Genomic DNA, 23,407 nt, shown 5'->3' with positions numbered 1-23,407 from the left:
CTGCCCCAGGATTTTCAGGAGGAACCCCATCATGCCCAGATTTGCCGCCAATCTCTCCATGCTCTACGGCGAGCACGACTTCCTCGACCGTTTCGCCGCCGCGGCGAAAGACGGTTTCCAGGGAGTCGAATACCTCTTCCCTTATGCTTTTGAGAAAGATGCGCTGGTCGAGCGGCTGCAGACCAGCGGCCTGACCCAGGTACTGCACAACATGCCGCCCGGCGACTGGGATGCCGGGGAGCGCGGCCTGGCCTGCCTGCCCGACCGTATCGGCGAGTTCCAGGACGGCGTCGGCAAAGCCATCGACTACGCTACGGCGCTGGGCTGCACCCAGTTGCACGCCATGGCCGGCCTGCGCCCCGAGGGTGTGGATCCCAACAAGCTCGACGAGACCTATGTCGAGAACCTGCGCTTCGCCGCCGCAAAAACCAAAGAGGCCGGCATCAAGCTGCTGATCGAAGCCATCAACACCATCGATATGCCCGGCTTCTATCTCTCCACCTCGGCCCAGGCCCTGAGCACCATTGAAACGGTGGGGTCGGACAACCTCTACTTCCAGTACGACATCTATCACATGCAGATCATGGAGGGCGATCTGGTGCGCACCATCGAGGCAAACCTCGACAAGATCCCGCATCTGCAACTGGCCGATACCCCGGGCCGCCACGAGCCGGGCACCGGGGAGATCAACTATCCCTTCGTCTTCGACGCGCTGGACCGCATGGGCTACAAAGGCTGGATCGGCTGCGAGTACAAACCCAAGGCCGGCACCTCAGAAGGCCTCGGCTGGCTGCGCCCCTATCTGGCGACAACCGCTGCCGCCGAATAAGCAGCAACGCCAAGAACGATAAAAAAGGAACGGAAGACATGGCAAAAATCGGATTCATCGGCCTCGGCATCATGGGCGCGCCCATGGTCGGCCATCTGCTGGACGGCGGGCACGAGGTCACCAGCAGCGTGCATCGGACGCCCGCGCCTGATGAGTTGACGGGCAAGGGCCTGAAGCTGGTCGAAAGCGCCAAGGCGGTGGCCGAGGCGAGTGACATCGTCATCACAATGGTGCCGGACACGCCCCAGGTGGAGGCCGTGCTGTTCGGCGAGAACGGCGTTGCCGAGGGGCTTTCCAGCGGCAAGCTGGTGATCGACATGAGTTCGATCTCCCCCATCGAAACCAAGCTCTTCGCCGAGAAGATCAAGGCGCTCGGCTGCGACTATCTGGACGCCCCGGTCTCCGGCGGTGAAGTCGGCGCCAAGGGGGCTTCGCTCACCATCATGGTCGGCGGCAGCGAGGCAGCCTTCGAAAAGGCCAGGCCGATTTTCGAGCTGATGGGCAAGAACATCACCCTGGTCGGCGGCAACGGCGTTGGGCAGACCACCAAGGTCGCCAATCAGATCGTGGTGGCGCTCACCATCGAGGCCGTCGGCGAGGCCCTGGTTTTCGCCTCCAAGGCCGGTGCCGATCCGGCCAAGGTGCGCCAGGCCCTGATGGGCGGCCTTGCGACCTCGCGCATCCTGGAAATCCACGGCGAGCGCATGATCAAGCGCACCTTCGATCCCGGCTTCCGCATCGAGCTGCATCAGAAGGACCTGAACCTTGCCCTGCAGGGCGCCAAAGCCCTGGGCGTGGCCCTGCCCAACACGGCCACGGCGCAGGAGCTGTTCAATACCTGCAAAGCCAACGGCGGCGCCGGCTGGGATCACTCCGCCATGGTGAAAGCCCTGGAACTCATGGCCGCCCACCCGGTGGCCGAGGACGAGGCCGCGTCTGCAGCGGCGGAGTAGGCTTGCACGCAAAGTAAAGCGAAGCCCCGCCGGTCGGTTCCGGCGGGGCTGTTTGTGTTTCGGACGGCCGACCCCGGCGGTTACGCCGAGTCAAGCGTCGTCAGGGTTGGCGCTTCGTTGCTGCTGCGCCAGCCAGTCACGCGGCCCGCATCCGAACTGCCGCTGGAAAACACGGGCCAAAGCGGTGGCGCTGCTGTATCCGACCAGCGGCGCCACGGTTTTCAAGGAGGTGCCCTGCAGCAGGGCCTGTTTGGCAAGGGCCAGGCGCAAGGTCGCGAGATAGTCGCCGGGCGAGGTACCGACCCGCTGCTTGAAAGCGGCGGCGAAGTTGGAACGCGACATGCCCGCAATCGCCGCCAATTGCTCGATATTCAGATCCGCTGCCGGGCGATCATGCATCGCGACAAGAGCCCGGGCGAGTTTGGTATCGCCCAGACCGGCCAGCAATCCGCCCTCCGTCAGGCCCTCGGCGATGCAGTGGCGCAGCAACATGACGAGCAACAGTTCGGCGATCAGATCGACGGCTGCGCTGTGGCCGAAAGCGGGCGTGAAGGCCTCTTCGAACAGACGCTCGACCACCGGGCCCAGACCGATGGGGGCATCGAGCGGGATGACCAACAGGTCGGGCAAGCCGAGCAGCAGAAGTTCGGCTTCAGGGCCGGTGAAAGTCAGGCGCGCGCAGACCAGCTCGGCGCCCGGCAGTTCCCTGGCCTCCAGCCGGTGATCCTGAGCGCGGGGAAAGAAGATGAGGCTCGGCCGGTCGATTTGCCTGGCCGCACCGCCCTGGGTATTCAGACACAGTGACCCGCGGCGCAGCAGATGCAGGTGCATCTGGGCATCCTTGGCGCTGTGGTCCGACCCCCCGCAGAGAGATCCGGAGAAGAAGACGCTGGCACTGAAGCTTCGGCGGCTCAGCAGGGGAAAGACGGCCGGCTCTTCGGACGAACTGTGTGCTTTTTCGGACAAATGATCACACCTGATGACTTAAATCTTCTGTGACGGACGGAACTCGGCGCCCTGACGCCCGTTCCGGCCTATCGGTCAATGAACCCAGCGGAAGGAAATTGCAATGTCCATTCTCATCAAAACACTTCGCAATGCTGTGTTGACGGCAGGCCTGGCTTTGGCCGTCGTGCCGGCCACGGCAGGGCTTGCCACGGCGGAGACCGAGGTCAACATCGTGGAAGGTTACGCCGTGCATGGCTATGACGTCGTGGCTTACTTCACCCAAGGAAAGCCGGTGGCCGGCAGCGATCGCTTTACCGCAGACTACGAAGGCGCCACCTATCGGTTTGCCAGCGCCGAGCATCGCGACACCTTTACCGCCGACCCGGCCCAATACGCCCCGCAGTACGGCGGATACTGCGCCTTCGGCACGGCCATGGGCCGCAAGTTCGATGGCGACCCCAATGCCTGGGCCGTTGTCGACGGCAAGCTCTATCTGAACCTGAACAAAGACATTCAGGCGCGCTGGAAAAAGGACGTGCCCGGCTTCATCCGCGGTGCGGAGAACAACTGGCCGCTGATCCGCAGCGTCGCCGACGCAAGCCTTGAGGCTTCGGCGCCTGCCGGCGTGACCATCGGCGCCCAGTAACCTGCCCGTTAGCCTGCCCACTAGTCTCCAGGGCAGCGGCGCGGGAGCCATGTCATGCGGTTCCACCTAAGGGCCGCATGACATCGGCTCTCCGCGTCTTTGCATGGTTACAGTATTCTTTGCCTCACCCTGCGGCAGCCAAGGATATGGTGGCGGGAACGGCGGTTGTTTTTGCGGTTCGGTCGGTGCTTTTCTGCGCACCAAAGCCTTTGGCAAGGGCGCGGTCCCGAAGTCCGAGACCGCTCCAGGATCAGATCCAAACCCTGGTCGATGCCTCGGCCTCATCCCCACAAAGGTCCAAACCGATCCAAGACGGTCTTTGGGGTTGGGCCGCGAGAACGCCCGGAAGGCACGGCAGATGCTTTAAAACATCGGTCCATACTTCCAGTTGTCGGCGTCAGGCGTAACTTCGTCTAGATCGTAGCCTGCCTTTTGCAGGCGTTTTGCAATTGCCAGCCCATCTTCTGCAGCCTGATCGACAAAGCGGCGACCCAAAGCTTCATCCCTGGCAATACCATGGCCGCGTATCAGGTTCAGGCCGTGGTTGAAGCGTCCCACCGGGTCCCCCGCTTCGGCAGCACGACGGTCCCATTCAGCGGACGCATCGGGGTTGTAGTCACCGCCCAGGCCATTGTTTTCAAGTTGGCTCATCCACGTCATGGCCTTGGCGTAGCCAGCTTCAGCGCAGCGCCTGGTCAGCTTCCTGGCAAGTTCGTGGTTGTCGTTCTTGGTAACGTTGATCCCAAGAGAGCAGGTAATGGAGTCAATGACCCCCATCTCAATCTTGCGTGTCAGCATTTCACGGCCGGTGTCTTGCGGATTAAGAATACCAAGCTCGTCTTCGACCGTAGGGGGCGAATCAGCCAGCGCCGTACCCGCCAAAACCATGGCAGACAGCGTCAGGGGCAGTGTCAATCGTCGCATGTTGATCACCTCCGCATCGCAACAATAGCATCGCAGCTGAACCAGGTCACCGTGACTTAAGTCGTAGGCCCGATCACTCGCTGGGAACACTCCCGCCGCGGGGGCATGGGCAGTCTGCCAATCAACAGCCGCTTATCAGACATCCGTCCAAAGCACCGGATTCTTCACGATGGGTTTCTTTCGCTCGCTGCAACGTCAGCCCTCCGTTCATACTCCGCCTCGATCAGGAGTCGATCGAAACGGCGCTTATCACGTCCAGGCTTTCGAGCAGCGGCGTGAGCGTCACGACATAGGAAAGAGTTTCAGAAGCCTCATAGATGGCATCGTGGATGAAGTCACCGGCATCCAGAGCTGACGGAGACTCGGTCAACTGAACGGCCCCCACGAGAGAAACGGTTCCGGCGACTCAAGTGGCATGAGTTTGGTTGCCGTTCGAACGAATAGGTCAAGCCTGGAGAGGGTCATCATCAGGCAGAAGGCTTCTTCCGGCGCTTTCCGCTCCGCTTGTATTTGCTCTGATATTCACGTCGTTGCTTCGTGATTTCATACAAAACGATACCTGATGTCGTGCCCAGGTTCAGGCTCTCAATCATGCCGAACATAGGGATACCGACACACACTTCGCTGTGTTCGACGGCCAGATCACTTATGCCTCTCGATTCATTCCCAAACCAGACCGCAAGCTTTGTGAACACGGTGTAGTCTGCCTCGTGCAGAATCATGTTTCTCCGCCCCTTTATGTGTGGCGAAGTCACGATTGAAGTAAACCGGTTCCTTTTCAGATGCGCCAAGCACTCTTCGGAACTATCGAACCGCTTTACGAAGCTCCACTTTATGGCCGAGACGGAGGTTTTCGACAGAGATCTTCTTTCCCGCATGTCCTGCCAATCGTCTGGCAGGGCCCTCCGAGGGTCAACGATATAGGTCTTCTCAACACCCAGCGCATTCACATTGCGGATCACCGTACCGATGTTCTTGATATCGTTTGGGTTCTCCAAGACAGCGATGAGGTTTTTGCAACGATAGGGCTTGATCCCGTCTGCGCGTTGACGTGTCGCACTCTTTTTTGGGGTTACTTCATCGGACATCACAGAACATCTTTCATGGCCCTATTTCCGCAGGTCCTCGATTTCCTTGAGGGTGCGGCCGGGGCGGCGGCGGTAGGCGGGCATGGACCAGTTGCAGGTGATGGCGAGGCCGCGCACGGCGAAGGTGACGAGCACGCCTGCGGCGCCGGAGACCAGCGCCGGCAGCGCCAGTTCGGCCAGGACGACGTAGGTGCAGGCGCCGAGGCCCGAGGCGGTGACGTAAATCTCCCGCCGCAGGATGACCGAGGGTTCGTTGCCGATGAGATCCCGGACGATGCCACCCACGGTACCGGTGACAACGCCCATGGCCACCGCCACCAGCGCGCCGGTGCCGTTGTCCAGGCCCTTGGCGGTGCCGGCCACGGTCACCAGGGCGAGGCCCAGCGCATCGAACCACAACAGCAGCCGATAACGGGATTCCACCAGATGCGCGGTGAAGTGCACAACCACCGCCGTAACCAGACAGGCGATAATGTGATGCGGTGCGACCATCCAGAATACCGGCACGTCCAGCAGCAGGTCGCGGACCGTGCCGCCGCCGACACCGGTCAAGACCGCAAGCCACATGAAGCCGACGACATCGAGACTTTTGCGCGAGGCGACCAGGGCGCCGGAGACGGCAAAGACGATCACCGCCAGCACGTCGATGGTCAGCACCAACTGCGGCGGCGCTTCGATTTCCAACATGTCAGACCTGCCTTCCGAGACTTTGGATGATTGCCATCCTGCTGTAAGCGAATCACATCACGCTCGCGGATCGCCGTAAAAACTGGGGAACCGCGCAAGCATGCTTCGAGACGGTGCTTCGCACCTCCTCAGCATGAGGCTGATTCTTCGACACTAGAACAAACCTCATCCTGAGGAAGTCCCGCAAGGGACTGTCTCGAAGGATGGCCAAGGGTTCCATTATTCATCTCCGCCCGTATGCTAAGCCGGTTCCACGAAGCGGTCGCGGGGGATTTCGGCAATGGCGGTGATCTCGATCAGAAGGTCGCGGTGGTAGAGCCGCGAGACCTCGATGGTGGTGGTCACCGGGAAAGGCTCGGCAAAGTATTCCTTGCGCAGAGCACCCGCCGCCATGAAGGCTTCGATATCGGTGGCGTATTGGGTGAGCGACACGATGTCCGCCATCGTCCCACCGACATGGGCCAGTACGGCCCGGATGTTGTCCAGGACCTGGCGCAACTGCGCCTGCATGTCGCCCTTGCCGACGATCTCACCGTCGGGATCGAGCGCGACCTGCCCCTTCAGATGAACGACCTGCCCCTCTCCCTGGGCCACCGCCATGGAAAAAGCGCCGAAGGGCGCCCAGACGTCAGGTGGGTTGAAGCTCTTGATCATCCGTCGATCCCCTTTGATAGACAAGAATGATTAAAGACGGTCGCAGCACCAATCAATTCCTGAAGGTCTCCACAGCCGAGTAGATGCGCACCGCCGTGGTCAGCCAGCAGAGGCCGCCGAAAATCCAGGCGAACCAGGCGAAGAGATCGGGGAAGAGGCAGATTGCGACGAAGAGGGCGATGGTCTCGGTGCCCTCGGTCAGCCCGCCGAGATAGTAGATCGACTTTTTGCCCCGCGCCGCCGTGGTGATCCCAAGCTTGGCGGCCAAGGCGGCAAAGGCCAGAAAGCTCGCCCCCGTGCCGATGAAGGAGAAGATCAGGAAAGCGGCCGGCAGCGCCTGGTCCGGTCGTCCGACGGCGAAAAAGAAAATGACCCCTGAATAGAACAGGAAGTCGAGCACGATATCGAGATAGCCGCCCAGGTCGGTCACCCGGCCGTGGCGCGCAACCGCGCCGTCCAGTCCATCGCCCAGGCGGTTCAACAGGATCAGCGCCAGCGCCCACCAATAACTCTCCAGGGCCAGCATCGCCCAGGCGCCGCAACCGACCAGAAAGCCGGTAACGGTGATCCCATTGGCGGTCACCCCCAGGCGGGAAAGGCTCTTGCCGACCCTATCGAGCGGCGGGTCTATGATCTGACGAAGGCGGGCATCCAGCATGCCTCTCCTTAGCGGTTCAGGGACCGCGGGGCCAGCCCGGCGATTCCCATAGGCAGCGGCAGCTGATGGTCGCAAGCCGATTATCCTTGCCCGGCATACGGTTAATTGCCCCACAATCCGCCATGGACAAACACTGCAGAAGCGACAATATAGAACACCGATAGATTGCAAGCGCGGCGACAGGGGGACCCGCTTTTAGCGTTTGTGCAGGATTCGAGGCCGTGCACGGAGGTCCCCTGATGCTTGGCAAATTGCCGATGGCCGTAATTGGTACGGGACACTTCGGTCTCTACCACGCCAAAAAGATTGCCGCTTCTGATACCGCCGAACTGGTCGGCATCGCCGACATCGATCCGGAACGGGCGGCCGAGGTTGGGTCAGAGCTCGGCGTAGCGGCGTTCAACGATCACCGGGAACTTCTCGGGCGGGTGAAAGCCGCCAGCATAACGGTGCCAACCCATGCGCATTTCGACATTGCCCGCGATTGTTTGACCGCAGGCATCCACGTACTCGTCGAAAAGCCGATATCCGACAGCCTCTCGACGGCCGACGCCCTCATTGCCCTTGCCAGAACAAAGGACCTGATTCTCCAGGTCGGTCATCTGGTGCGCTTTTCCGGCGTTGCCCAGGCGCTTCAGCGTCATGTGAGTCAGCCTCTCTATATCGACTCGGTCCGCATCACGCCCTTCAGCGGCCGCAGCACAGACGTGAACGTGGTTCTCGATCTGATGATCCACGACATCGACCTCGTGCTCTCTCTGGTCGATTCGCCGATACTCACCATCGATGCCGCCGGGGCGCCGGTGTTCACCGACCACGAGGATATCTGCTCCGCCAGGATCAAGTTCGCCAACGGTTGCATCGCCACCATCACCGCGAGCCGCATCAGCTTCAAGACAGAGCGGCGCATGCGCATCTTCCAGCCGAGCAGCTATCTGAGCGTGAACTTTGACACCCAGACCATGATCATCGCCCGCAAAACCGACGAAGAAGGCGGTGGCGCCACGGCGGATATCGCCGAGGAGAGTTATGACGAAGTTGATGCGCTGGAACGGGAGATCGAGGACTTCATCGCCTGCGTGCGGGAGGGCCGTCGCCCGCTGGTTGGCGGGGAAGAAGGCCGTCGCGCCCTGGAGGCGGCCCTGGTCGCAACCCGGGAGTTGCAGGCCCATGCCGACTTCGTCATGGCCGTTAACCGCAGCCTGGACTTGAAAGACCCTCTGAAGCAATCGTTGAAGCGGCAACTTGGCGGCTAGGACGGATTTCCATGGCGGTCACAGCGCATCATCAGGTTCCCACACCGGTCCCCCTGGTCGATCTCCAGAAGCAGCAGGCCGCTCTCGACGACCGAATCCGGAGCCGCATGGAAGCGGTGATGGCCCGAGGCGACTTCATCCTCGGCGCCCCGGTAACCGAGCTCGAAGCAAAGCTTGCGGACTTTACCGGGACCAAAGCCGCCATCACCGTCGCCAACGGTACCGATGCCCTGCAAATCGCGCTGATGGCGATGGGCATCGGCCCCGGCGCCGCGGTTTTCGTACCCGCCTTTACTTTCGCCGCCACGGCCGGCGCGGTGGCAATGACAGGCGCAACGCCGGTTTTCGTCGATATCGACGACGTCACGCTGACCATGGATCCAAAACATCTTGAAGTGCAGATCGCCAAGGTCAAAAAAGTCGGCGGTCTCAAGCCGCAGGGGATCATTCCCGTCGATCTCTTCGGCCGGCCGGCCGACTATCCGGCGATCCTTGGTCTGGCGCAGGCAGAGAACTTGATGGTTCTGGCGGATGCAGCCCAGAGTTTCGGTGCCGCCAGTAATGAAGGCCGCGTCGGTAGGCTGGCGCCTGCAACAACCGTCAGCTTCTATCCCTCAAAACCTCTGGGTTGCTTTGGTGACGGCGGCGCCATACTGACCCAGGAGCCCGCGCTTGCCGAAGCCTGCCGTCGCCTGCGCGGCCACGGCTTCGACCCGGCCGGCGAAGCCCGGCAGGTCGGGCTGAACAGCCGCTTGGACAGTCTTCAGGCCGCCGTTCTGCTCGCCAAGCTGGAGGTCTTCGAAGAGGAACTGCGAACCAGAAGAAAGGCGGCCGCATGGTACGATCAGCGGCTCTCGGCCAGACTGCGGACTCCGCTGCTGGAAAGCAAAGACCGATCGGCCTGGGCGGTTTACGCCGTGCGCTCGCCGCGTCGCGATGTCCTGCAACAGGCGCTGCAAGACGCCGGCATCGCCAGCGCCGTCTACTACCGCAAGCCGCTGCACCTCCACGCTGCCTATGCCGGCTTCGGCGAGGGCGCGGGATCGCTGCCGGTTTCCGAAAGGGTCGCCGAAGAGGTGCTCGCCCTGCCAATGCACGGCTATCTCGATGAAATCACCGTCGAACGAGTCTGTGATGCCCTGCTGCAGGCGCTCTAACCGGCTTCCAGGTATCGGCCGAGCCTGACCGCCGAAGCGCCGGGGTTCAGGCGCCGCGACGGCATGATCAGCACACAGCCGTCATAAGGCGTCGTCACCGGCTTAGCGCCGTCGTAGGCAATCACGCTGCCTGCCTTCGCAATGACTTCGAGGCCGCGATAGTCTTCGGCGAAACGGAAGTCCTCGCTTTCGATGGTGACCGGACCGGTCACCTCGATGAAGCGCTGCTGCGGCAATACGACACCGGCCAGCTCTTCCGCTGCCCAGTCCGCAGCGATCACACCCTTGGCCAAGAGGAACCGCAAGGCCGTGTGGATGGCCAGCGGTCCGGCGGCGGCTTCCCAGTGCTGCCCGCACTCCATCAAGACGGCGTTCTTGGGGCTGTTCGGATCGGAGAAGCCTGCATAGTCGCGCATCCGCCGACCGGCGGCATGGCCGGCATCGGTCACCACCAGTTCCGGCAGGCCGACCTCCCGCGCCAGAGCCCGGCCCTTGGCGAGCGGCCCGGCCATCATCAGCGGCGGCGTTTTGTGCTGCATGGAATGAATGTCCAAAAGAACGTCGACGTTATCCATGTAAGGCCGCACCGTCCGGGCGCGGCGTAACTCGACGGAGTCACGCGCAGGGTCGTCGAGCGTCTCGGCGGACCAGAGCCGGTTGAAGTCTTCATCCACGAAACGCGATGCCGAAGGATCAGCGCGGTCGAAGCTGTGGTAGGCTTCAATGTTCATGAACCCCAGAGAGAGCGTTCCCTTAAGCGGCTGCACGCCTTTGCGGAACAGCCAGTCCAGGGCGATGGCACCGCAGACTTCATTGCCATGGACAACCGCCGTGATCATCACGTGAGGGCCCGGCTCCGGTGCCTCGAGACGCGTGATGTAATCGATACCGGTGTTGCCCGCCTTATAGGGCGTGATGTCCGGTTGTTCGAGTTCAATGGGATAGTCGTCCTGGGTCATCTCTCGTCTCCCTGCTAGGTCTGATTTTCTTAGACTGTGGTTTCTGATTCCGGTCCGGCCCATTCCGCCGCTGGGTCGAGAGGAAAGAGTCCGGGCTTCATGTGGCGATAGGGCAAGCGGGCAAGTTCGGCGGTTCCCCAATCCGGCGTATCGACGATTACCACGGCGGCGGCCAGCGGTTCGAAAACCGCGCGGAAGTGGGTCTTCGAGCGCAGCAGCAGAATGTCCTGCTCGCCGCTGTCGATACCGAACTGCTCCAGCGCATCAAGATCGATCGCCGTTGTGGAGTTCGAGATCACGGAGACAGTGACATCTCCGATGCGCAGTAAGGCGGCGGCACCGAGATCGATGCGCCGACCCTCGCGCATCGGACCGGTTCCGGTGAAGACCTTCTCTCCGGCCCAGAGCACCTCCGCCTCGACCACGATGGGCCCGCCGGCGCGCAGCGAAGAGTGGCCACCGAGCCTTACGTCGAGACGCCGGCCGGCGCCTGACGACACCGCGGCGGCGGCCGTCACCGGATCCCAGAGATAGGGGCAATGAACTTTAAGGCCGGGCAGACCCGGCGCCTCTTCTATCAGACGGCGCAGGCACCAGGTCGAGTCGTTCAGTCGGTCGGCGTGCTCCAGCACCACAACAGGATGATCGCTATCAGCGGCAATCCGCCGGGCCTCGGAGAGGCCTTCCTCAAGCCCAAAAACGAGTTCCTCATGCAGCAATGCTTCGCGGTTTTGCCAGATCCGCGCTGCCAGGCTCTCGGACTCACGCTCTGCGAGGTCTTGGTCGCCGTCGGCGATAACCACGACGGAGAACCCCAGATCCGGCGTGTCGGCGTAAGCAAAGCCGCAGAACACCGAAGCATCGACGATATCCGGCACCCGCTTCGGCAGCGACAGCGATTCCTCTACGATATCCGACAGCGGCGCCAGCGCCGTGGCTGTGAAGATGCTGGGCAGCACCAGCGGCACCTTCACCATGGCCAACTGCGGGTCTTGCCCGCCCTTCAGTTTGGCCAGAAGACCGCGCGCCGCCCGCCGGCCGGTTTCCGCCATGTCGACGTGCGGCGAAAAGTGGAAGCCGAAGATACCATCGCAAAGCACCGCCGTTCGCGGCGAAAGGTTGGCGTGAAGGTCGAAGGCCACCATCACCGGCAACCCGGGACCAAGCAATGCCCTTATGGATTCCAACAGGTCGCCTTCCGGATCCGTCCGCGTCGGTGTGGTCATGGCACCGTGCAGGAAAAGCAGAACACCATCCAGAGGCAGCCCCGCTTTCAGGCGCTCCAAAAGCTCGTCACGAAAAAACTCGAAAGCGGCATCGCTGGCAGGACCGGCGGCGGAGCAGTCGCTGTAGACAAGAGGAAAGGCTTCGGCTCTCGCTTCAGCCAGGACCTCCAGAAATCCCCCTGCCACCGTGGCGCTGCACCGCAAGCCCTCCGTCAACGCGGCATCACGTCGCGCCTCTCGCTCGAAGGCCTCTACGCCCGTCTCCTGAGTCAGAAAGGAAACCGACTCCAGGGCAAAGCCGCCGACGGCGATCCTCAAGCTCTCTGGTCGTTCACGCGGCATTACGGGCAATCATTCACCGAGATAGAGGTCGGGCTTGGCCCGGGCCAGATGCGCGCGCACGGCGGCGATCAACTGACGGGCCTGGCGGGAGAACCCGCGATCCGCCAGATGCAGGACGCCATAGCGGTTGATGAGACGCGGCGTCAGCGGCCGCGCCACCAGATGAGCGGGTCCGGAGCCGCCCCAGGTAAGCGCATTCAGGATCGCGACCCCCTGCCCCATGCGCACCAGATCGCAGATGGTGCTGGAGAGGTTGGTCTCCGCGCGCAAGCGCATCGGCACCCCTGCACGGCGGAACATCTGCTCGATACGGTGACGCGAGGAATAGCGGCGGGTCATGGTGATCAACGGCACATCGACCAGATCCTCGGCGCCGATGGCCTGTTTCGCGGTCAAGGGATGATCCGGCGGCAGAACCACAACGCTGTGGGTCTCGATCAGCGGAACGGTGTCCACACCAGGGTGGGTGTCCAGCAGCGAGGCAAAAGCCAGCTCCACCTGATCGCGCAGCAGCCAGTCGATCATCATGTCGGTCAAGCCCGTCTCCACGGTCAGAACCAGATGGGAATGGACCGCCATGAAATCGCCGATCAGATCGCGCAGCACCCCTTCGTAGAGCATCGGCGTGATGCCGACCCGCAACCGCCCGACCCCATGCCTGCGGACGTCTTCAGCGGAGCGGCGCACCCGCTCGATCCCGTCCAAGGCGCGCCCCACTTCGACGGAAAGACGGTGCGCCTCCGGCGTCGGGGTGAGTTTGCCCTTGGCCCGGTGAAACAGCGGAACACCGAGTTCGCCTTCGAACTGTTTCAGCAGGCGGCTTACCGCCGGTTGCGACACGCCGAGCTGCTTTGCCGCCGCGGTGACCGACCCTGCTTCCAAAACCGCATGAAAGGCCTCCATCATGCGGGGCGTGGGCTGGCCTTTGCCATCACCCGTTGTTTGCGAATCAAACATGGCATCCATAACATAGCGTTATGGCTGATCTGACCAAATAGACAGGTTTTCTCTCGCAGATCATCCTGCGGTCCATGCATTCGATTTCGCTTTGACAGCAACGATAGGCGCTCCCATTATACCTGACAAGGTACCGCCGTCGAGCGGGGAGGCATTGGGATATGCGCCCCTGCAGGGAAGGACGGGGCCAAAAAGGAAGCGCCGCGCGCCCTCAGGTCGCGCGGATAACAGGAACAGGCAAAACGCCGCCGTCAGATGCATCCAATGAAGTGACAGCATCTGCGGCTACGTCTTTTGGGGAACGAACTCATGCGCAAGAGCACTTTCATGTGCGCGGTTTCGCTGGCGGCCGTCATGGCAGCGCCAGCCGCCGCACAGGAACTGAAAATCGGTCTGTCGTCGGAACCTTCGGCACTGGACCCGCATTTCCACAATCTCGGGCCCAACAATGCCATGCGGCGGCACATGTATGACTCGCTGGTCCTGCAGGACGAGTCGCAGCAACTGAAGCCGGGCCTGGCAACCGCTTGGAAGCCGACCGACGACACCACCTGGGAGTTCACGCTGCGCCAGGGCGTCACCTTCCACGACGGCTCGCCCTTCACCGCCAGGGACATCGTCTATACCGTCTGCCGCATCCCGGCGGTGGAAGACAGCCCCTCCTCTTTCACGGTCTACACCAAGGCGATCGCCGACCTTCAGATCAAGGACGATCACACCCTGATCGTGAAGACCGACAAGCCGTACCCCCTGCTGCCGGTCGAGGTTTCGACCTGGGGCGTACTCTCAGCGACGGCCAACGGGGTCGACGGCGACATCACCTTTGGCCGTGACGGCTGCAGCGGCACCGGTGATTTCCCCAAGACCCAGGCCTTCAACGACGGTTCCAAGGCAAACGGCACGGGCCCCTTCAAGTTCAAGGAGTTCACCCGCGGCGAGAAGATCGTGCTGGAGCGCAACGAGAGTTATTGGGGCGACAAGCCTGCCTGGCAGACCGTCACCTTCCGCCCCATCACCAGCAACGGTCCACGTGTGGCCGCCCTGCTGGCCGGCGATGTCGACATGATCGACAGGCCGCCGCTTCAGGATCTGGAGCGCATCAGGACCGAAGGCTTTGAAGTCACCCAGGGTCTGTCAAACCGGGTGATCTATCTGCACTTCGACCATGAGCAGGAGCCGACGCCTGGTATCGACGGCACCGGCGGCAAGAATCCCTTCAAGGACGCCCGGGTACGCGAAGCCGTTTCCAAGGCCATCAACCGGGAAGCCATCGTTGCCCGCATCATGGGCGGTGTTGCGGTGCCCGCCGGTGAACTGCTGCCGCAGGGCATGTTCGGCTCCACACCGGGCGCAGAGCATGACGCCTATGATCCGGAAGCCGCCAAGAAACTGCTGGCGGAAGCGGGTTATGGCGACGGCTTCAAGCTGGTCCTGGGTTCACCCAACGACCGCTACATCAACGATGCCCAGATCGCTCAGGCGGTGGCCCAGATGCTGACCCGTGTCGGCATCACCACAGAAGTCGATGCCATGACCAAGAGCACCTTCTTCGCCCGCCGCAACAAGTACGAGTTCAGTCTCTATATGGCGGGCTGGGGCTCGGGCACCGGCGAGATGTCCTCACCCCTGCGGGCGCTGGTCGCGACCCGCGATAAGGACAAGGGCATGGGCGGCACCAACCGGGGCCGTTACTCCAATGCCGAGCTTGACGCGATGATCGAAAAGGCCCTGGCCACGGTCGACGACGACAAGCGCGAGGCGATCCTGCGGGAAGCGAGCCAGGAGGCAATGAAGAACTACGCCATCCTGCCGCTGCACTATGAGGTGACTCCCTGGGCCTATCGCAAGGGGCTCAGCTACACCCCGCGGACCGATCAGTACACCATCGCGACGGGCGTTAAGCCGGCGAGCTGACGGTAACTGAAATCCAAAAGGGGCGGGATCTCGTGATCCCGCCCTTTGCGGATCGTACTCACGAGAGCTGACCCGGGCCGGCGCCTGAACAAACCATCCGGCAACGTCAGCACAAGGCTTCGCCGATGCTGGTCTATTTCCTCCGCCGTCTGGGTCAGAGCTGTCTCGTCATCGCCGCCATGGCGGTACTGGTCTTCATCGGCGTCTATGCGATCGGCAGCCCGATCGACATGATGATCTCGCCCGACGCGGATCAGGCCGAAATGGAGGCTGCCATTGCGCGCCTCGGCCTCGACAAGCCGCTCTGGGAACAGTTCTTCATCTTCGTCTCCAATGCCTTGCAGGGCGATCTCGGCAACAGCTTCGTCTATGCCACGCCGGCGGCCGAACTGATCCTTTCCAAGTTGCCGGCAACCCTGGAACTGGCCTTCCTCGCGCTTGTCTTCGCCGTGTTCCTGGGCGTACCGCTGGGCATGATCGCCGGGCTCAGGCCGAACTCGGTTGCCGGCAAGGCCATCATGACCGGCTCGATCATGGGCTTCAGCCTGCCGAACTTCTGGCAGGGAATGATGCTGATCTTCGTGTTCTCGGTCATTCTGCGCGGCTTTCTGCCCTCCGGCGGCCGCGGGGAGACCGTCGACCTGCTGGGCGTCCCGGTTTCCTTCCTGACCGCCGACGGCCTCTCGCACATGCTGCTGCCGGCGATCAACCTGGCGCTCTTCAAGACCTCTCTCGTAATTCGCCTGGCGCGCGCGGGAACCCGCGAAGCAGCGCTGCAGGACTATGTGAAGTTTGCACGCGCCAAAGGGCTCTCGGAGCGCCGCATCGTGCTGGTGCACATCGCCAAGAACATCATGATCCCCGTGGTCACCATCCTGGGCCTCGAACTCGGCAGCATGATCGCCTTTGCCGTGGTGACCGAGACGGTCTTCGCCTGGCCCGGCATGGGCAAACTGCTGATCGATTCGATCCAGGCCCTCGACCGCCCCGTCGTCGTCGCCTACCTGATGCTGACGGTCTTCATGTTCATCGTCATCAACCTGGTGGTCGACATGCTTTACTGCCTGCTCGATCCGCGGGTGCGTCTTTCGGAGGCAAAGGCATGAGCGAAGCCGCCAAACCCACCGGCGTCCTTGCCGAGGCCGAGGTTCTGCGCCCCGGCCGCTGGCGCGGCACACCCGCTGCCCGCTTCGCCGCCGAATTCGCCGACAGCTGGATTGCCGTGGCTTCTCTGCTGCTGGTCGTGATCTTGGCCTTGCTGGCGATCTTCGCCAACTTCATCACGCCGCAAAACCCTTACGATCTGGCGCAGCTCGACATCATGGACGGCATGCTGCCGCCCGGCGGCACCACCTTCGACGGCGCCCGGACCTTCTGGCTCGGCACCGACGAGCAGGGCCGCGACATGCTCTCCGCCATCATCTTCGGCCTGCGCATGAGCCTGGGGGTCGGCGCCATCAGCGTGGCCATCGCCCTTGGCATCGGCATGTCGCTGGGCGTGCTGGCCGCCTACTTCGGCGGCAAGGTCGACACCATCATCATGCGCATCGTCGACCTGCAGCTCTCTTTCCCGACCATTCTGATCGCACTGATCCTGCTGGCTGCTCTCGGCAAGGGCGTCGACAAGGTGATCATCGCCCTTGTTGCGATCCAGTGGGCCTACTACGCGCGCACCGTCCGCGGCACCGCTCTGGTGGAACGCCGCAAGGAATACATCGAAGCCGCCACCTGTCTGGCGCTGTCTCACCGGCGCATCGTCTTCAACCACCTGCTGCCCAACTGCCTGCCGCCGTTGATCGTGGTGGCCACGGTGCAGGTGGCCAACGCCATCGCCCTGGAGGCAACGCTGAGTTTCCTGGGGGTCGGCGTGCCGATCACCGAGCCCTCCCTCGGCCTGCTGATCGCCAACGGTTACGGCTACATGCTCTCCGGCAAGTACTGGGTTTCCTTCTTTCCCGGTATCGCCCTGCTGGTCACCATCATCGCCATCAACCTGGTTGGCGACCAGTTGCGCGACGTCCTGAACCCGAGGCTGAAGCGATGACAGGCGGCGGTGCCGAGCCGACGCTTTCGGTGCGCGGCCTGAAGACTCACTTTTTCACCCGCGAGGGCGTGGTGAAGGCGGTCAATGGAATCTCCTTCGACGTCGCGCCGGGGGAAGTCATGGGACTGGTCGGGGAATCCGGCAGCGGCAAGTCGATCACCGGCTTTTCCGTTCTCGGGCTGGTCGACGCGCCCGGCCGCATCGTCGAGGGTGAAATCCTCTTTCAGGGCCAAGACCTGGCGAAGCTGCGCGAAGAGGAACTGCGCAAGCTGCGCGGCTCCAAGATCGCCATGATCTTCCAGGACCCGATGATGACCCTGAACCCGGTGCTGCGCATCGACACGCAGATGGTCGAGGCGGTCGTCGCCCACCGCGATGTCTCGCGCGAGCGGGCGCTGGAGATTTCCCGGGAAGCCCTGGTGAAGGTCGGCATCGCCGCGCCGGACGAACGCCTGGTTTCCTATCCGCACCAATTCTCCGGCGGCATGCGTCAGCGCGTGGCCATCGCCATCGCCTTCTTGAACGAGCCGGAACTGATCATCGCCGACGAACCGACCACGGCGCTGGACGTCACCATCCAGGGGCAGATCCTTTACGAGGCGCAGAACCTCTGCCGCGACACCGGGACGGCGATGATCTGGATCACCCACGATCTGGCCGTCGTCGCCGGCCTGGCCGACCAGATCTCGGTCATGTATGCCGGGCGCATCGTCGAGCAAGGGCCGGTCGAGCGGGTGCTCGATGCACCGGCCCATCCCTATACCGCCGGGCTAATCGGTTCGGTCCCCGGGCGTAACCAGCGCGGCCGGCGGCTGTTCCAGATTCCCGGGATGACGCCGTCGATGCTGAACCTGCCGGACGGCTGCGCCTTCCGCAGCCGCTGCCCGCACGCCGACAGCGCCTGCGACGTCGAACCGCCCCAGAGCCGCATCGACGACGGGCGCCTGGTGCGCTGCGTCAGACCAATGATCGCACAGGCAACCGATGGGACGGCGGCATGAGCGAGGCGGCCCTGAAGACCGAGAAAGCGCCCATCCTTTCCGCTGAAGGGGTGAGCAAGCGCTTCGTCAAACGCCTCGACCTTGCGGGCAAGATCGCTCAGCGTCTCGGCTCCTCGATCCGTGAGGAAACCGTTCATGCGGTGGACGGCGTCAGTCTGACCATCGACGAAGGCGAAGTGCTGGGCCTGGTCGGCGAGTCCGGCTGCGGCAAGTCGACCTTCGGGCGCATGGTCGCCGGCATCCTGCCGCCGAGCGACGGCAACCTTACCTTCGACGGCCGGCCGATCTGGCGCGACGGCAAGCCGGTTTCCAAGGAGACCGCCCTGGCGGTGCAGATGATCTTCCAAGACCCCTTCGCCTCGCTTGATCCGCGCATGCGGGTTCTGGACATCATCGGCGAGGCGCCGAAGGTGCATGGCATGGTCAGCGCCAAGGACATGGACGACTACGTCGCCGAGGTGATGCAGCGGGTCGGCCTGGACGCGGACTTCCGGCGCCGCTATCCGCATCAGTTTTCCGGCGGCCAGCGCCAACGCATCGGCATCGCCCGCGCCCTGGCGGTGAAGCCGCGCTTCCTGGTCTGTGACGAAGCGATTGCGGCGCTCGACGTCTCGATCCAGGCCCAGGTGATCAATCTGTTCATGGACCTGCGCGAAGACCTCGACCTCACCTATCTCTTCATCAGCCACGACCTCTCTGTGGTCGAGCATATCTCCGACCGCATCGTCATCATGTATCTCGGGCGTGTGGTCGAGGTCTCGCCCACCGACGAACTCTTCGACCAGCCCAACCACCCCTATACCCAGGCCCTGCTCTCCGAGGTGCCGCGCATCGATCTGCGCAAGCGAGCCTATCAGCCGGTGAAGGGCGAAATCCCCTCACCGCTCGAACCCCCGACGGGCTGCCACTTCCATCCGCGCTGTCCCTTTGCGACCAAACGCTGCGCCGCCGAACGCCCCGCCCTGAAGGAGATCGCACCTGGCCGCTGGTCGGCCTGTCACCTCAATGACGGCTGAGACGGCAAAACCGGACCTCCTGCCGCCTTTCGACGAGAACGCTTTCGATTTCTTCGAAGCGGCCAAGCCGACACCGCTGCTCATCGACTCCCCTCATTCCGGCCGCATCTATCCCGAGGACTTTCGCACCGCCGTTCCCGAGACGGTGCTGCGCGGCGCCGAGGACTGGCAGGTCGACAGCCTGTTCGGCGATGCCCCGGCGGAAGGAGCCAGCCTGCTGGCCGCCCGTTTTCCCCGCGCCTACATCGACCCGAACCGCCGCCTCGACGATATCGATCCGGCACTGCTGGACGGCCCCTGGCCGGAGGCCCTCAACCCCGGCCCCAAGACGGCGCTCGGCATCGGCCTCTTCCGCGCCAAGACCGGCGACGGCAAACCGCTGCTCGATGCGCCCCTCTCCGTCGCCGCCCTGCAGGCCCGCATCGAACGGTGTTGGAAACCCTATCGTCGTGCCTTGCAGGAAGAGCTGGATCAGGTTCATCGACGCCACGGCGCCGTTTGGCATCTGAACGTTCACTCTATGAAGTCGACTGGCACCGCCATCACACCGGACGGCCCCGGCGCCGAGCGGGCCGACATGGTGCTGGGCGACCTGGAGGGCAAGAGTTGCGAGCCGGCCTTCACTGCCTTTGTGGCAGAGCGTCTACGCAGCTTCGGATACAGCGTGGCGATCAACGACCCCTACAAGGGTGCCGAGCTGATCCGGCTGCACGGCCGGCCGGCGGAAAACCGCCGCTCCCTTCAGATCGAAATGAAGCGCGCCCTCTACATGGATGAGGCGACGGTCACCGCCACCGAGGGCTTCGAGCCTCTGCGTGCCGACTTGCGCCGGCTGGTCGCCGAGATCGTGGCCTGGACGCGAGAGACTGGGGACCTGAAGCCGTGTCGAGACGATCTGTCTAATGAGGATTGCTAGCCCTCGAAAACAAACATCTGACGCCCCAAAATTACTCATACTATATTGTGAGTTTTGATGTTCCAAAGATTGTAATTGGTTAATGTGTGGAAAACCAATGGCTTTCCATCTTGTCAAGGTTTATTTCACATTCTACTTCACATACTGTTACAACTTGTGATTCGAATGAGGAGCTAAATGGTATGGATGGGAATCAAGTTAATCCCTTATTCGGTCCTGTACCCAGTCAGATTCCCTTACCGGACGCGCCACTTACGACAGTGCTCGCACAAATTCGCTTTACCCATGTATTCGCGGCTGCAGATCAAAGCTTTATCGCAGATTTTCACAATGAAATTAGCGATGAGTTCCCAATAGCGAAGGAAGAGCACAACGTATCATTGCAAGTAAGCGGACCTATGCCGCAGCCTAAAATCGTACCCATTTGGCGCTTTGAGAATGATGAAATGAACTGGCGCGTATCGATCGCGACTGACTTCATGAGCTTGGAGACTAAAGCATATGAATCTCGCCAGGATTTTAATAATCGCCTTGGTAAACTTCTTAAGGTAGTATCTGATGTTTTCCAACCTAGCAGAGTTACCCGGATCGGTGTTCGTTATGTTGATCACATTAAGGAAGAGCCACTTAGCAGATTGCATGACTTAGTTCGACGGGAGCTTGTTGGGTTCTCTACTTCAGAACTAAAGCCCCACTTAGTCCGTAGCTTGAATGAAACTCTTTGCGAAGTCGAAGAAGGTCGGCTCTTGGTACGTTGGGGATTGATGCAAGAGAATACGACACACGACGCAATCATGATGCCTGCGGTACCAGATAAATCATGGATGTTGGACCTTGATGCATATCGAGAGTTCCCCGATCAACAAACTCCTTTCGATGGGGAAAATGTTAAAGAAATCGCCTTTGCCCTTGCAGGGAGAGCCTACGCATTTTTTCGTTGGGCTGTCCGCGATGAGTTTATTCGGACTTACGGAGGAAAGGTATGACTAGCGCCGCGCTCCTAAGTCCAGCCACACCAACCAGTCAATCACTTACATGGCATGACAAAGGGACTTCAAACGCAAATGCGGCCGAGTCCTATCTTTTACCAATTCATATCAGCCCCCGGAGCGTGAGAGGGTTTGTGACTGACCGGTCTGACGCCGTCATTAGCGACAATTGGCAGAATGTGTACTTCTTGGTCAACACAGCTACTCAAACGTCATCAGACTCTGAAATCATCACGCGTGAGTTCCTCGAGAAGATGGTTGAGGAGTTGCCAACGGAACTTGTTGCGGCGTTCCAGTCCTTAATTCACACCGAGCTTGCTAGTAAAGATGAGCCAGATGAACGCCTGTATTCAGGTACCGAAACCTGTTCAAAGGTACATCTTAAGCTTACTGAACTACGCCGCATAGCTGGCCTGACGTGGGACGAACTCTCTCTACTCCTAAACGTCAGGAGGAGATCTCTTCACAATTGGGCATCTGGCAAAGTAATAAGTAAAAAGAACGAAAGGAACGTCGCAGAGGTTCTAGCCACTTTTCGATTTCTAGATCGTGGAATGGTTCACTCCAATCGCGATATGCTTTTCTCCTCAACTCCCGAAGGAAAAACGATCTTCGAATTGGTTGCTGCGGGCCAACACAATGAGGCACGGCGTTTTGGTGGCAAGGGCGAGGGACGGCCTAAATACCCAAAAACTGTTGTCGATCAGGAATGGATCGACGCACATGGTCCATTGCAACTCCGCGATAGGCTTGGCGAAGCAACCAAGGAAAAGGAACAGCTCTCAAATTCTCCAGATCAGTCTGCCCTGAAACCTAATAGGCAGCGACGGGTTCCTATCCAACGAAGATAAGGTTACTGAAGTTTGACTGCCCTGTCGGACAGCCAAGATGAAAGTGATGAGTTTTCAGGTCTCAATGAGTGGAGACAGGGCGACTATGTTGATGACATAGATGGCTTCACCTTCTTCGAGCCTCCCGAAGGGGGTTCAGATCTGCCCTACACCGCCATCGAAATGTCACATGTCAATGATCGGCAAGTTATAGGGCTAGTGCTGATTTCGCAAACCTGCGACATAGTCATCAACCCAAACAATGATCCTGATCGCAGTTATGTCACTGCGAGTCCTCTTGTCAAACTGGACCCTTCAGCGCTGGGTGACATGCAGCGAGGTGCAAGTGCAAAGTTTGCTAGAATTGAGCACCATACAGAGGAGCTGGTAGCAGCCGACCTAGGCTGCACAATGTGTATCAGCAAGCGGCTACTGTTAGGTTGGACTCGGCACCGCGGCTTCAATGAAGAACAATCAAGGATTAGGTTTGGCAAGGCCGTTGAGCGGAAATTTGGCCGATTTGCATTCCCAGATGACTTTGCCAAAGCTTTCCAGAAATTCCACAAGCATGTTCGCTCCAAGCACTCAAACCCAAACTCACCTCTGGCAAACATCTATAGATCAATTCGAGAGATTCGGGTTCGCGCTGCCCCACGCTGGGATGCTCCACACAAGACTTTGGCTGTATTCATAGTCCTACAAGACCAATCGAGGATGCTTGTATCAGCAGAGCAGGTGAGGACAGAGATTCATGAGCAGCTAAGTAAGGTCGTTTTGCCCGAAGGCTACGAGAAGAACAAACCATTCGAGTTTGTGGATGACGCTCGAGGGTTCGAAGCCCAAATGATCTACGAATCCCAACCGCTCGACTTCGAAATTCTGTCTTACTAAGCAGGGCAGTCCCTATTTCTATCCCTCCTACTCCGCCGCCAGGCTGCCACTACGGCCGGGCAGTTCGCCGCGAATGACGTAGGCCAGGGTCTGGACCACCTGCTGCGGTGTCTCGCAGACCGCCAACGCCGCCCCATCGACTTCTTTCAAGGCATGGGTCAGCGCCGGGTCATGCAGGGTGATGAGCGCTTTGCCAAGAGCCGCCGCGGTGCCGGCATCGAAAGCGGCGTTCCACTGCTTGTACTTGTCGCCGAAACGCACGACCACCACGTCTGCTTCGCCGATCAGGGTGCGGGTGCGGATGGCGTTCATGCGGGAGCCCTTCTGGTCGCGCCAGAACGGCTGATCTTCCTCACCCAGGATTACCGCCGCGCAGTCGTCACTGTCCTCATGCACGGTAATCGGGGCGTCGAGACGCACCGGCAGACCGGCCTCGGCCACGCCCTGGGCGATCTGCTCGCGCCAGTCGCTGTGAATCTCACCGGAAAGATAGACTTTCCAAAGCCGTTCGCTCATTTTCGC

Annotated in this window: 25 protein-coding genes; 14 read left to right on the top strand and 11 right to left on the bottom strand. The window is 61.2% G+C overall.

The genetic code is table 11. From position 1 onward, the window contains the following. The first annotated feature begins 31 nt into the window (after positions 1-31). Together otnI and glxR are read left to right on the top strand one after the other, a co-directional pair. Positions 32-829 carry a 2-oxo-tetronate isomerase gene (gene otnI / locus ACP146_RS05190; protein ID WP_422365701.1) on the top strand — a complete coding sequence of 266 codons (798 nt, stop codon included), beginning with the start codon at positions 32-34 and terminating at the stop codon, positions 827-829. 38 nt (positions 830-867) lie between these two features. Then, entirely contained in the window at positions 868-1,782 is a 915-nt protein-coding gene (glxR, locus tag ACP146_RS05185) for a 2-hydroxy-3-oxopropionate reductase (protein ID WP_422365700.1), read from the top strand. Positions 1,783-1,872: 90 nt separating this feature from the next. Here the strand turns inward: glxR and ACP146_RS05180 are convergent, their stop codons facing one another. After that, a complete protein-coding gene (locus ACP146_RS05180; RefSeq protein WP_422365699.1) occupies positions 1,873-2,748 on the bottom strand; it encodes a cupin domain-containing protein in 876 nt (291 codons plus the stop codon). Between the two features lie 103 nt (positions 2,749-2,851). On the opposite strand from ACP146_RS05180, the gene ACP146_RS05175 reads away from it, so the two are divergent. Beyond that, positions 2,852-3,376 carry a YHS domain-containing (seleno)protein gene (locus ACP146_RS05175; RefSeq protein WP_422365698.1) on the top strand — a complete coding sequence of 175 codons (525 nt, stop codon included), beginning with the start codon at positions 2,852-2,854 and terminating at the stop codon, positions 3,374-3,376. 363 nt (positions 3,377-3,739) lie between these two features. Here the strand turns inward: ACP146_RS05175 and ACP146_RS05170 are convergent, their stop codons facing one another. From ACP146_RS05170 to ACP146_RS05145, 6 genes are all read right to left on the bottom strand, one after another. Next, positions 3,740-4,300: a tetratricopeptide repeat protein gene (locus tag ACP146_RS05170; RefSeq protein ID WP_422365697.1), complete on the bottom strand. Its 561-nt coding sequence runs from the start codon at positions 4,298-4,300 to the stop codon at positions 3,740-3,742. A 223-nt stretch (positions 4,301-4,523) separates the two neighbouring features. Beyond that, a complete protein-coding gene (locus tag ACP146_RS05165; RefSeq protein WP_422365696.1) occupies positions 4,524-4,670 on the bottom strand; it encodes a hypothetical protein in 147 nt (48 codons plus the stop codon). A gap of 97 nt (positions 4,671-4,767) precedes the next feature. Then, positions 4,768-5,388: a TrmH family RNA methyltransferase gene (locus ACP146_RS05160; protein WP_422365695.1), complete on the bottom strand. Its 621-nt coding sequence runs from the start codon at positions 5,386-5,388 to the stop codon at positions 4,768-4,770. A gap of 21 nt (positions 5,389-5,409) precedes the next feature. Then, positions 5,410-6,075, bottom strand: coding sequence for a trimeric intracellular cation channel family protein (locus ACP146_RS05155; RefSeq protein WP_422365694.1), 666 nt, complete (start codon positions 6,073-6,075; stop codon positions 5,410-5,412). A gap of 240 nt (positions 6,076-6,315) precedes the next feature. Further along, entirely contained in the window at positions 6,316-6,729 is a 414-nt protein-coding gene (locus ACP146_RS05150) for a RidA family protein (protein ID WP_422365693.1), read from the bottom strand. A gap of 52 nt (positions 6,730-6,781) precedes the next feature. Next, positions 6,782-7,387: a CDP-alcohol phosphatidyltransferase family protein gene (locus tag ACP146_RS05145; protein ID WP_422365692.1), complete on the bottom strand. Its 606-nt coding sequence runs from the start codon at positions 7,385-7,387 to the stop codon at positions 6,782-6,784. A 239-nt stretch (positions 7,388-7,626) separates the two neighbouring features. On the opposite strand from ACP146_RS05145, the gene ACP146_RS05140 reads away from it, so the two are divergent. Next, positions 7,627-8,643 carry a Gfo/Idh/MocA family protein gene (locus ACP146_RS05140; RefSeq protein ID WP_422365691.1) on the top strand — a complete coding sequence of 339 codons (1,017 nt, stop codon included), beginning with the start codon at positions 7,627-7,629 and terminating at the stop codon, positions 8,641-8,643. An 11-nt stretch (positions 8,644-8,654) separates the two neighbouring features. Beyond that, positions 8,655-9,800: a DegT/DnrJ/EryC1/StrS family aminotransferase gene (locus ACP146_RS05135; protein ID WP_422365690.1), complete on the top strand. Its 1,146-nt coding sequence runs from the start codon at positions 8,655-8,657 to the stop codon at positions 9,798-9,800. Here ACP146_RS05135 and ACP146_RS05130 read toward each other — a convergent pair. From ACP146_RS05130 to ACP146_RS05120, 3 genes are read right to left on the bottom strand one after another with little or no spacing between them, the layout of a single operon-like run. Further along, the gene (locus ACP146_RS05130) at positions 9,797-10,759 is read right to left on the bottom strand and encodes a M14 family metallopeptidase (protein ID WP_422365689.1); all 963 of its coding nucleotides are present in this window, start codon (positions 10,757-10,759) and stop codon (positions 9,797-9,799) included. The genes ACP146_RS05135 and ACP146_RS05130 overlap by 4 nt on opposite strands. Positions 10,760-10,788: 29 nt before the next feature. Then, entirely contained in the window at positions 10,789-12,327 is a 1,539-nt protein-coding gene (locus ACP146_RS05125) for a M81 family metallopeptidase (RefSeq protein ID WP_422365688.1), read from the bottom strand. 9 nt (positions 12,328-12,336) lie between these two features. Next, positions 12,337-13,284, bottom strand: a complete 948-nt coding sequence (locus tag ACP146_RS05120; RefSeq protein ID WP_422365687.1) for a LysR family transcriptional regulator — start codon at positions 13,282-13,284, stop codon at positions 12,337-12,339. Positions 13,285-13,593: 309 nt separating this feature from the next. Here ACP146_RS05120 and ACP146_RS05115 point away from each other — a divergent pair, with 309 nt between their 5' ends. The 9 genes from ACP146_RS05115 to ACP146_RS05075 all read left to right on the top strand — a co-directional run bounded on the left by ACP146_RS05115 (position 13,594) and on the right by ACP146_RS05075 (position 22,885). Continuing rightward, positions 13,594-15,198 (top strand): ABC transporter substrate-binding protein, encoded by a 1,605-nt coding sequence (locus tag ACP146_RS05115; RefSeq protein ID WP_422365686.1) that lies wholly within the window; start codon positions 13,594-13,596, stop codon positions 15,196-15,198. A gap of 125 nt (positions 15,199-15,323) precedes the next feature. Further along, positions 15,324-16,304 (top strand): ABC transporter permease, encoded by a 981-nt coding sequence (locus tag ACP146_RS05110; protein ID WP_422365685.1) that lies wholly within the window; start codon positions 15,324-15,326, stop codon positions 16,302-16,304. Further along, the gene (locus tag ACP146_RS05105; protein WP_422365684.1) at positions 16,301-17,242 is read left to right on the top strand and encodes an ABC transporter permease; all 942 of its coding nucleotides are present in this window, start codon (positions 16,301-16,303) and stop codon (positions 17,240-17,242) included. The genes ACP146_RS05110 and ACP146_RS05105 overlap by 4 nt, the downstream gene beginning before the upstream one ends. Beyond that, the gene (locus tag ACP146_RS05100; RefSeq protein ID WP_422365683.1) at positions 17,239-18,243 is read left to right on the top strand and encodes an ABC transporter ATP-binding protein; all 1,005 of its coding nucleotides are present in this window, start codon (positions 17,239-17,241) and stop codon (positions 18,241-18,243) included. Before ACP146_RS05105 ends, ACP146_RS05100 begins: the two co-directional genes overlap by 4 nt. Next, on the top strand, positions 18,240-19,259 hold the full coding sequence (locus ACP146_RS05095) for an ABC transporter ATP-binding protein (protein WP_422365682.1): 1,020 nt from the start codon (positions 18,240-18,242) through the stop codon (positions 19,257-19,259). Before ACP146_RS05100 ends, ACP146_RS05095 begins: the two co-directional genes overlap by 4 nt. Next, positions 19,249-20,175 (top strand): N-formylglutamate amidohydrolase, encoded by a 927-nt coding sequence (locus ACP146_RS05090; RefSeq protein WP_422365681.1) that lies wholly within the window; start codon positions 19,249-19,251, stop codon positions 20,173-20,175. The genes ACP146_RS05095 and ACP146_RS05090 overlap by 11 nt, the downstream gene beginning before the upstream one ends. 182 nt (positions 20,176-20,357) lie before the next feature. Then, positions 20,358-21,161 carry a TIGR04255 family protein gene (locus ACP146_RS05085; protein WP_422365680.1) on the top strand — a complete coding sequence of 268 codons (804 nt, stop codon included), beginning with the start codon at positions 20,358-20,360 and terminating at the stop codon, positions 21,159-21,161. Further along, complete coding sequence (locus tag ACP146_RS05080; RefSeq protein WP_422365679.1) at positions 21,158-22,015, top strand: hypothetical protein; 858 nt, start codon at positions 21,158-21,160, stop codon at positions 22,013-22,015. Before ACP146_RS05085 ends, ACP146_RS05080 begins: the two co-directional genes overlap by 4 nt. 12 nt (positions 22,016-22,027) lie before the next feature. Next, entirely contained in the window at positions 22,028-22,885 is an 858-nt protein-coding gene (locus ACP146_RS05075) for a hypothetical protein (RefSeq protein ID WP_422365678.1), read from the top strand. Between the two features lie 27 nt (positions 22,886-22,912). Here the strand turns inward: ACP146_RS05075 and ACP146_RS05070 are convergent, their stop codons facing one another. Continuing rightward, positions 22,913-23,401, bottom strand: a complete 489-nt coding sequence (locus ACP146_RS05070; protein WP_422365677.1) for a YtoQ family protein — start codon at positions 23,399-23,401, stop codon at positions 22,913-22,915. Positions 23,402-23,407 lie beyond the last annotated feature (6 nt).

Source organism: Pelagibius sp. (assembly GCF_965249265.1).
In the GTDB taxonomy this organism is placed as follows: domain Bacteria; phylum Pseudomonadota; class Alphaproteobacteria; order Kiloniellales; family Kiloniellaceae; genus Pelagibius.
Note: the sequence above shows the minus strand (reverse complement) of the source record. Positions and strands in the feature narration are given on the sequence as shown.

What these genes read in the sequence shown, in the direction of transcription:
- otnI (WP_422365701.1), top strand. Translation starts at nt 32, where the DNA reads ATGCCCAGATTTGCCGCCAATCTCTCCATGCTCTACGGCGAGCACGAC.
- glxR (WP_422365700.1), top strand. Translation starts at nt 868, where the DNA reads ATGGCAAAAATCGGATTCATCGGCCTCGGCATCATGGGCGCGCCCATG.
- ACP146_RS05175 (WP_422365698.1), top strand. Translation starts at nt 2,852, where the DNA reads ATGTCCATTCTCATCAAAACACTTCGCAATGCTGTGTTGACGGCAGGC.
- ACP146_RS05170 (WP_422365697.1), bottom strand. Translation starts at nt 4,300, where the DNA reads ATGCGACGATTGACACTGCCCCTGACGCTGTCTGCCATGGTTTTGGCG.
- ACP146_RS05160 (WP_422365695.1), bottom strand. Translation starts at nt 5,388, where the DNA reads ATGTCCGATGAAGTAACCCCAAAAAAGAGTGCGACACGTCAACGCGCA.
- ACP146_RS05155 (WP_422365694.1), bottom strand. Translation starts at nt 6,075, where the DNA reads ATGTTGGAAATCGAAGCGCCGCCGCAGTTGGTGCTGACCATCGACGTG.
- ACP146_RS05150 (WP_422365693.1), bottom strand. Translation starts at nt 6,729, where the DNA reads ATGATCAAGAGCTTCAACCCACCTGACGTCTGGGCGCCCTTCGGCGCT.
- ACP146_RS05145 (WP_422365692.1), bottom strand. Translation starts at nt 7,387, where the DNA reads ATGCTGGATGCCCGCCTTCGTCAGATCATAGACCCGCCGCTCGATAGG.
- ACP146_RS05140 (WP_422365691.1), top strand. Translation starts at nt 7,627, where the DNA reads ATGCTTGGCAAATTGCCGATGGCCGTAATTGGTACGGGACACTTCGGT.
- ACP146_RS05135 (WP_422365690.1), top strand. Translation starts at nt 8,655, where the DNA reads ATGGCGGTCACAGCGCATCATCAGGTTCCCACACCGGTCCCCCTGGTC.
- ACP146_RS05130 (WP_422365689.1), bottom strand. Translation starts at nt 10,759, where the DNA reads ATGACCCAGGACGACTATCCCATTGAACTCGAACAACCGGACATCACG.
- ACP146_RS05125 (WP_422365688.1), bottom strand. Translation starts at nt 12,327, where the DNA reads ATGCCGCGTGAACGACCAGAGAGCTTGAGGATCGCCGTCGGCGGCTTT.
- ACP146_RS05120 (WP_422365687.1), bottom strand. Translation starts at nt 13,284, where the DNA reads ATGTTTGATTCGCAAACAACGGGTGATGGCAAAGGCCAGCCCACGCCC.
- ACP146_RS05115 (WP_422365686.1), top strand. Translation starts at nt 13,594, where the DNA reads ATGCGCAAGAGCACTTTCATGTGCGCGGTTTCGCTGGCGGCCGTCATG.
- ACP146_RS05110 (WP_422365685.1), top strand. Translation starts at nt 15,324, where the DNA reads ATGCTGGTCTATTTCCTCCGCCGTCTGGGTCAGAGCTGTCTCGTCATC.
- ACP146_RS05105 (WP_422365684.1), top strand. Translation starts at nt 16,301, where the DNA reads ATGAGCGAAGCCGCCAAACCCACCGGCGTCCTTGCCGAGGCCGAGGTT.
- ACP146_RS05100 (WP_422365683.1), top strand. Translation starts at nt 17,239, where the DNA reads ATGACAGGCGGCGGTGCCGAGCCGACGCTTTCGGTGCGCGGCCTGAAG.
- ACP146_RS05095 (WP_422365682.1), top strand. Translation starts at nt 18,240, where the DNA reads ATGAGCGAGGCGGCCCTGAAGACCGAGAAAGCGCCCATCCTTTCCGCT.
- ACP146_RS05090 (WP_422365681.1), top strand. Translation starts at nt 19,249, where the DNA reads ATGACGGCTGAGACGGCAAAACCGGACCTCCTGCCGCCTTTCGACGAG.
- ACP146_RS05085 (WP_422365680.1), top strand. Translation starts at nt 20,358, where the DNA reads ATGGATGGGAATCAAGTTAATCCCTTATTCGGTCCTGTACCCAGTCAG.
- ACP146_RS05080 (WP_422365679.1), top strand. Translation starts at nt 21,158, where the DNA reads ATGACTAGCGCCGCGCTCCTAAGTCCAGCCACACCAACCAGTCAATCA.
- ACP146_RS05070 (WP_422365677.1), bottom strand. Translation starts at nt 23,401, where the DNA reads ATGAGCGAACGGCTTTGGAAAGTCTATCTTTCCGGTGAGATTCACAGC.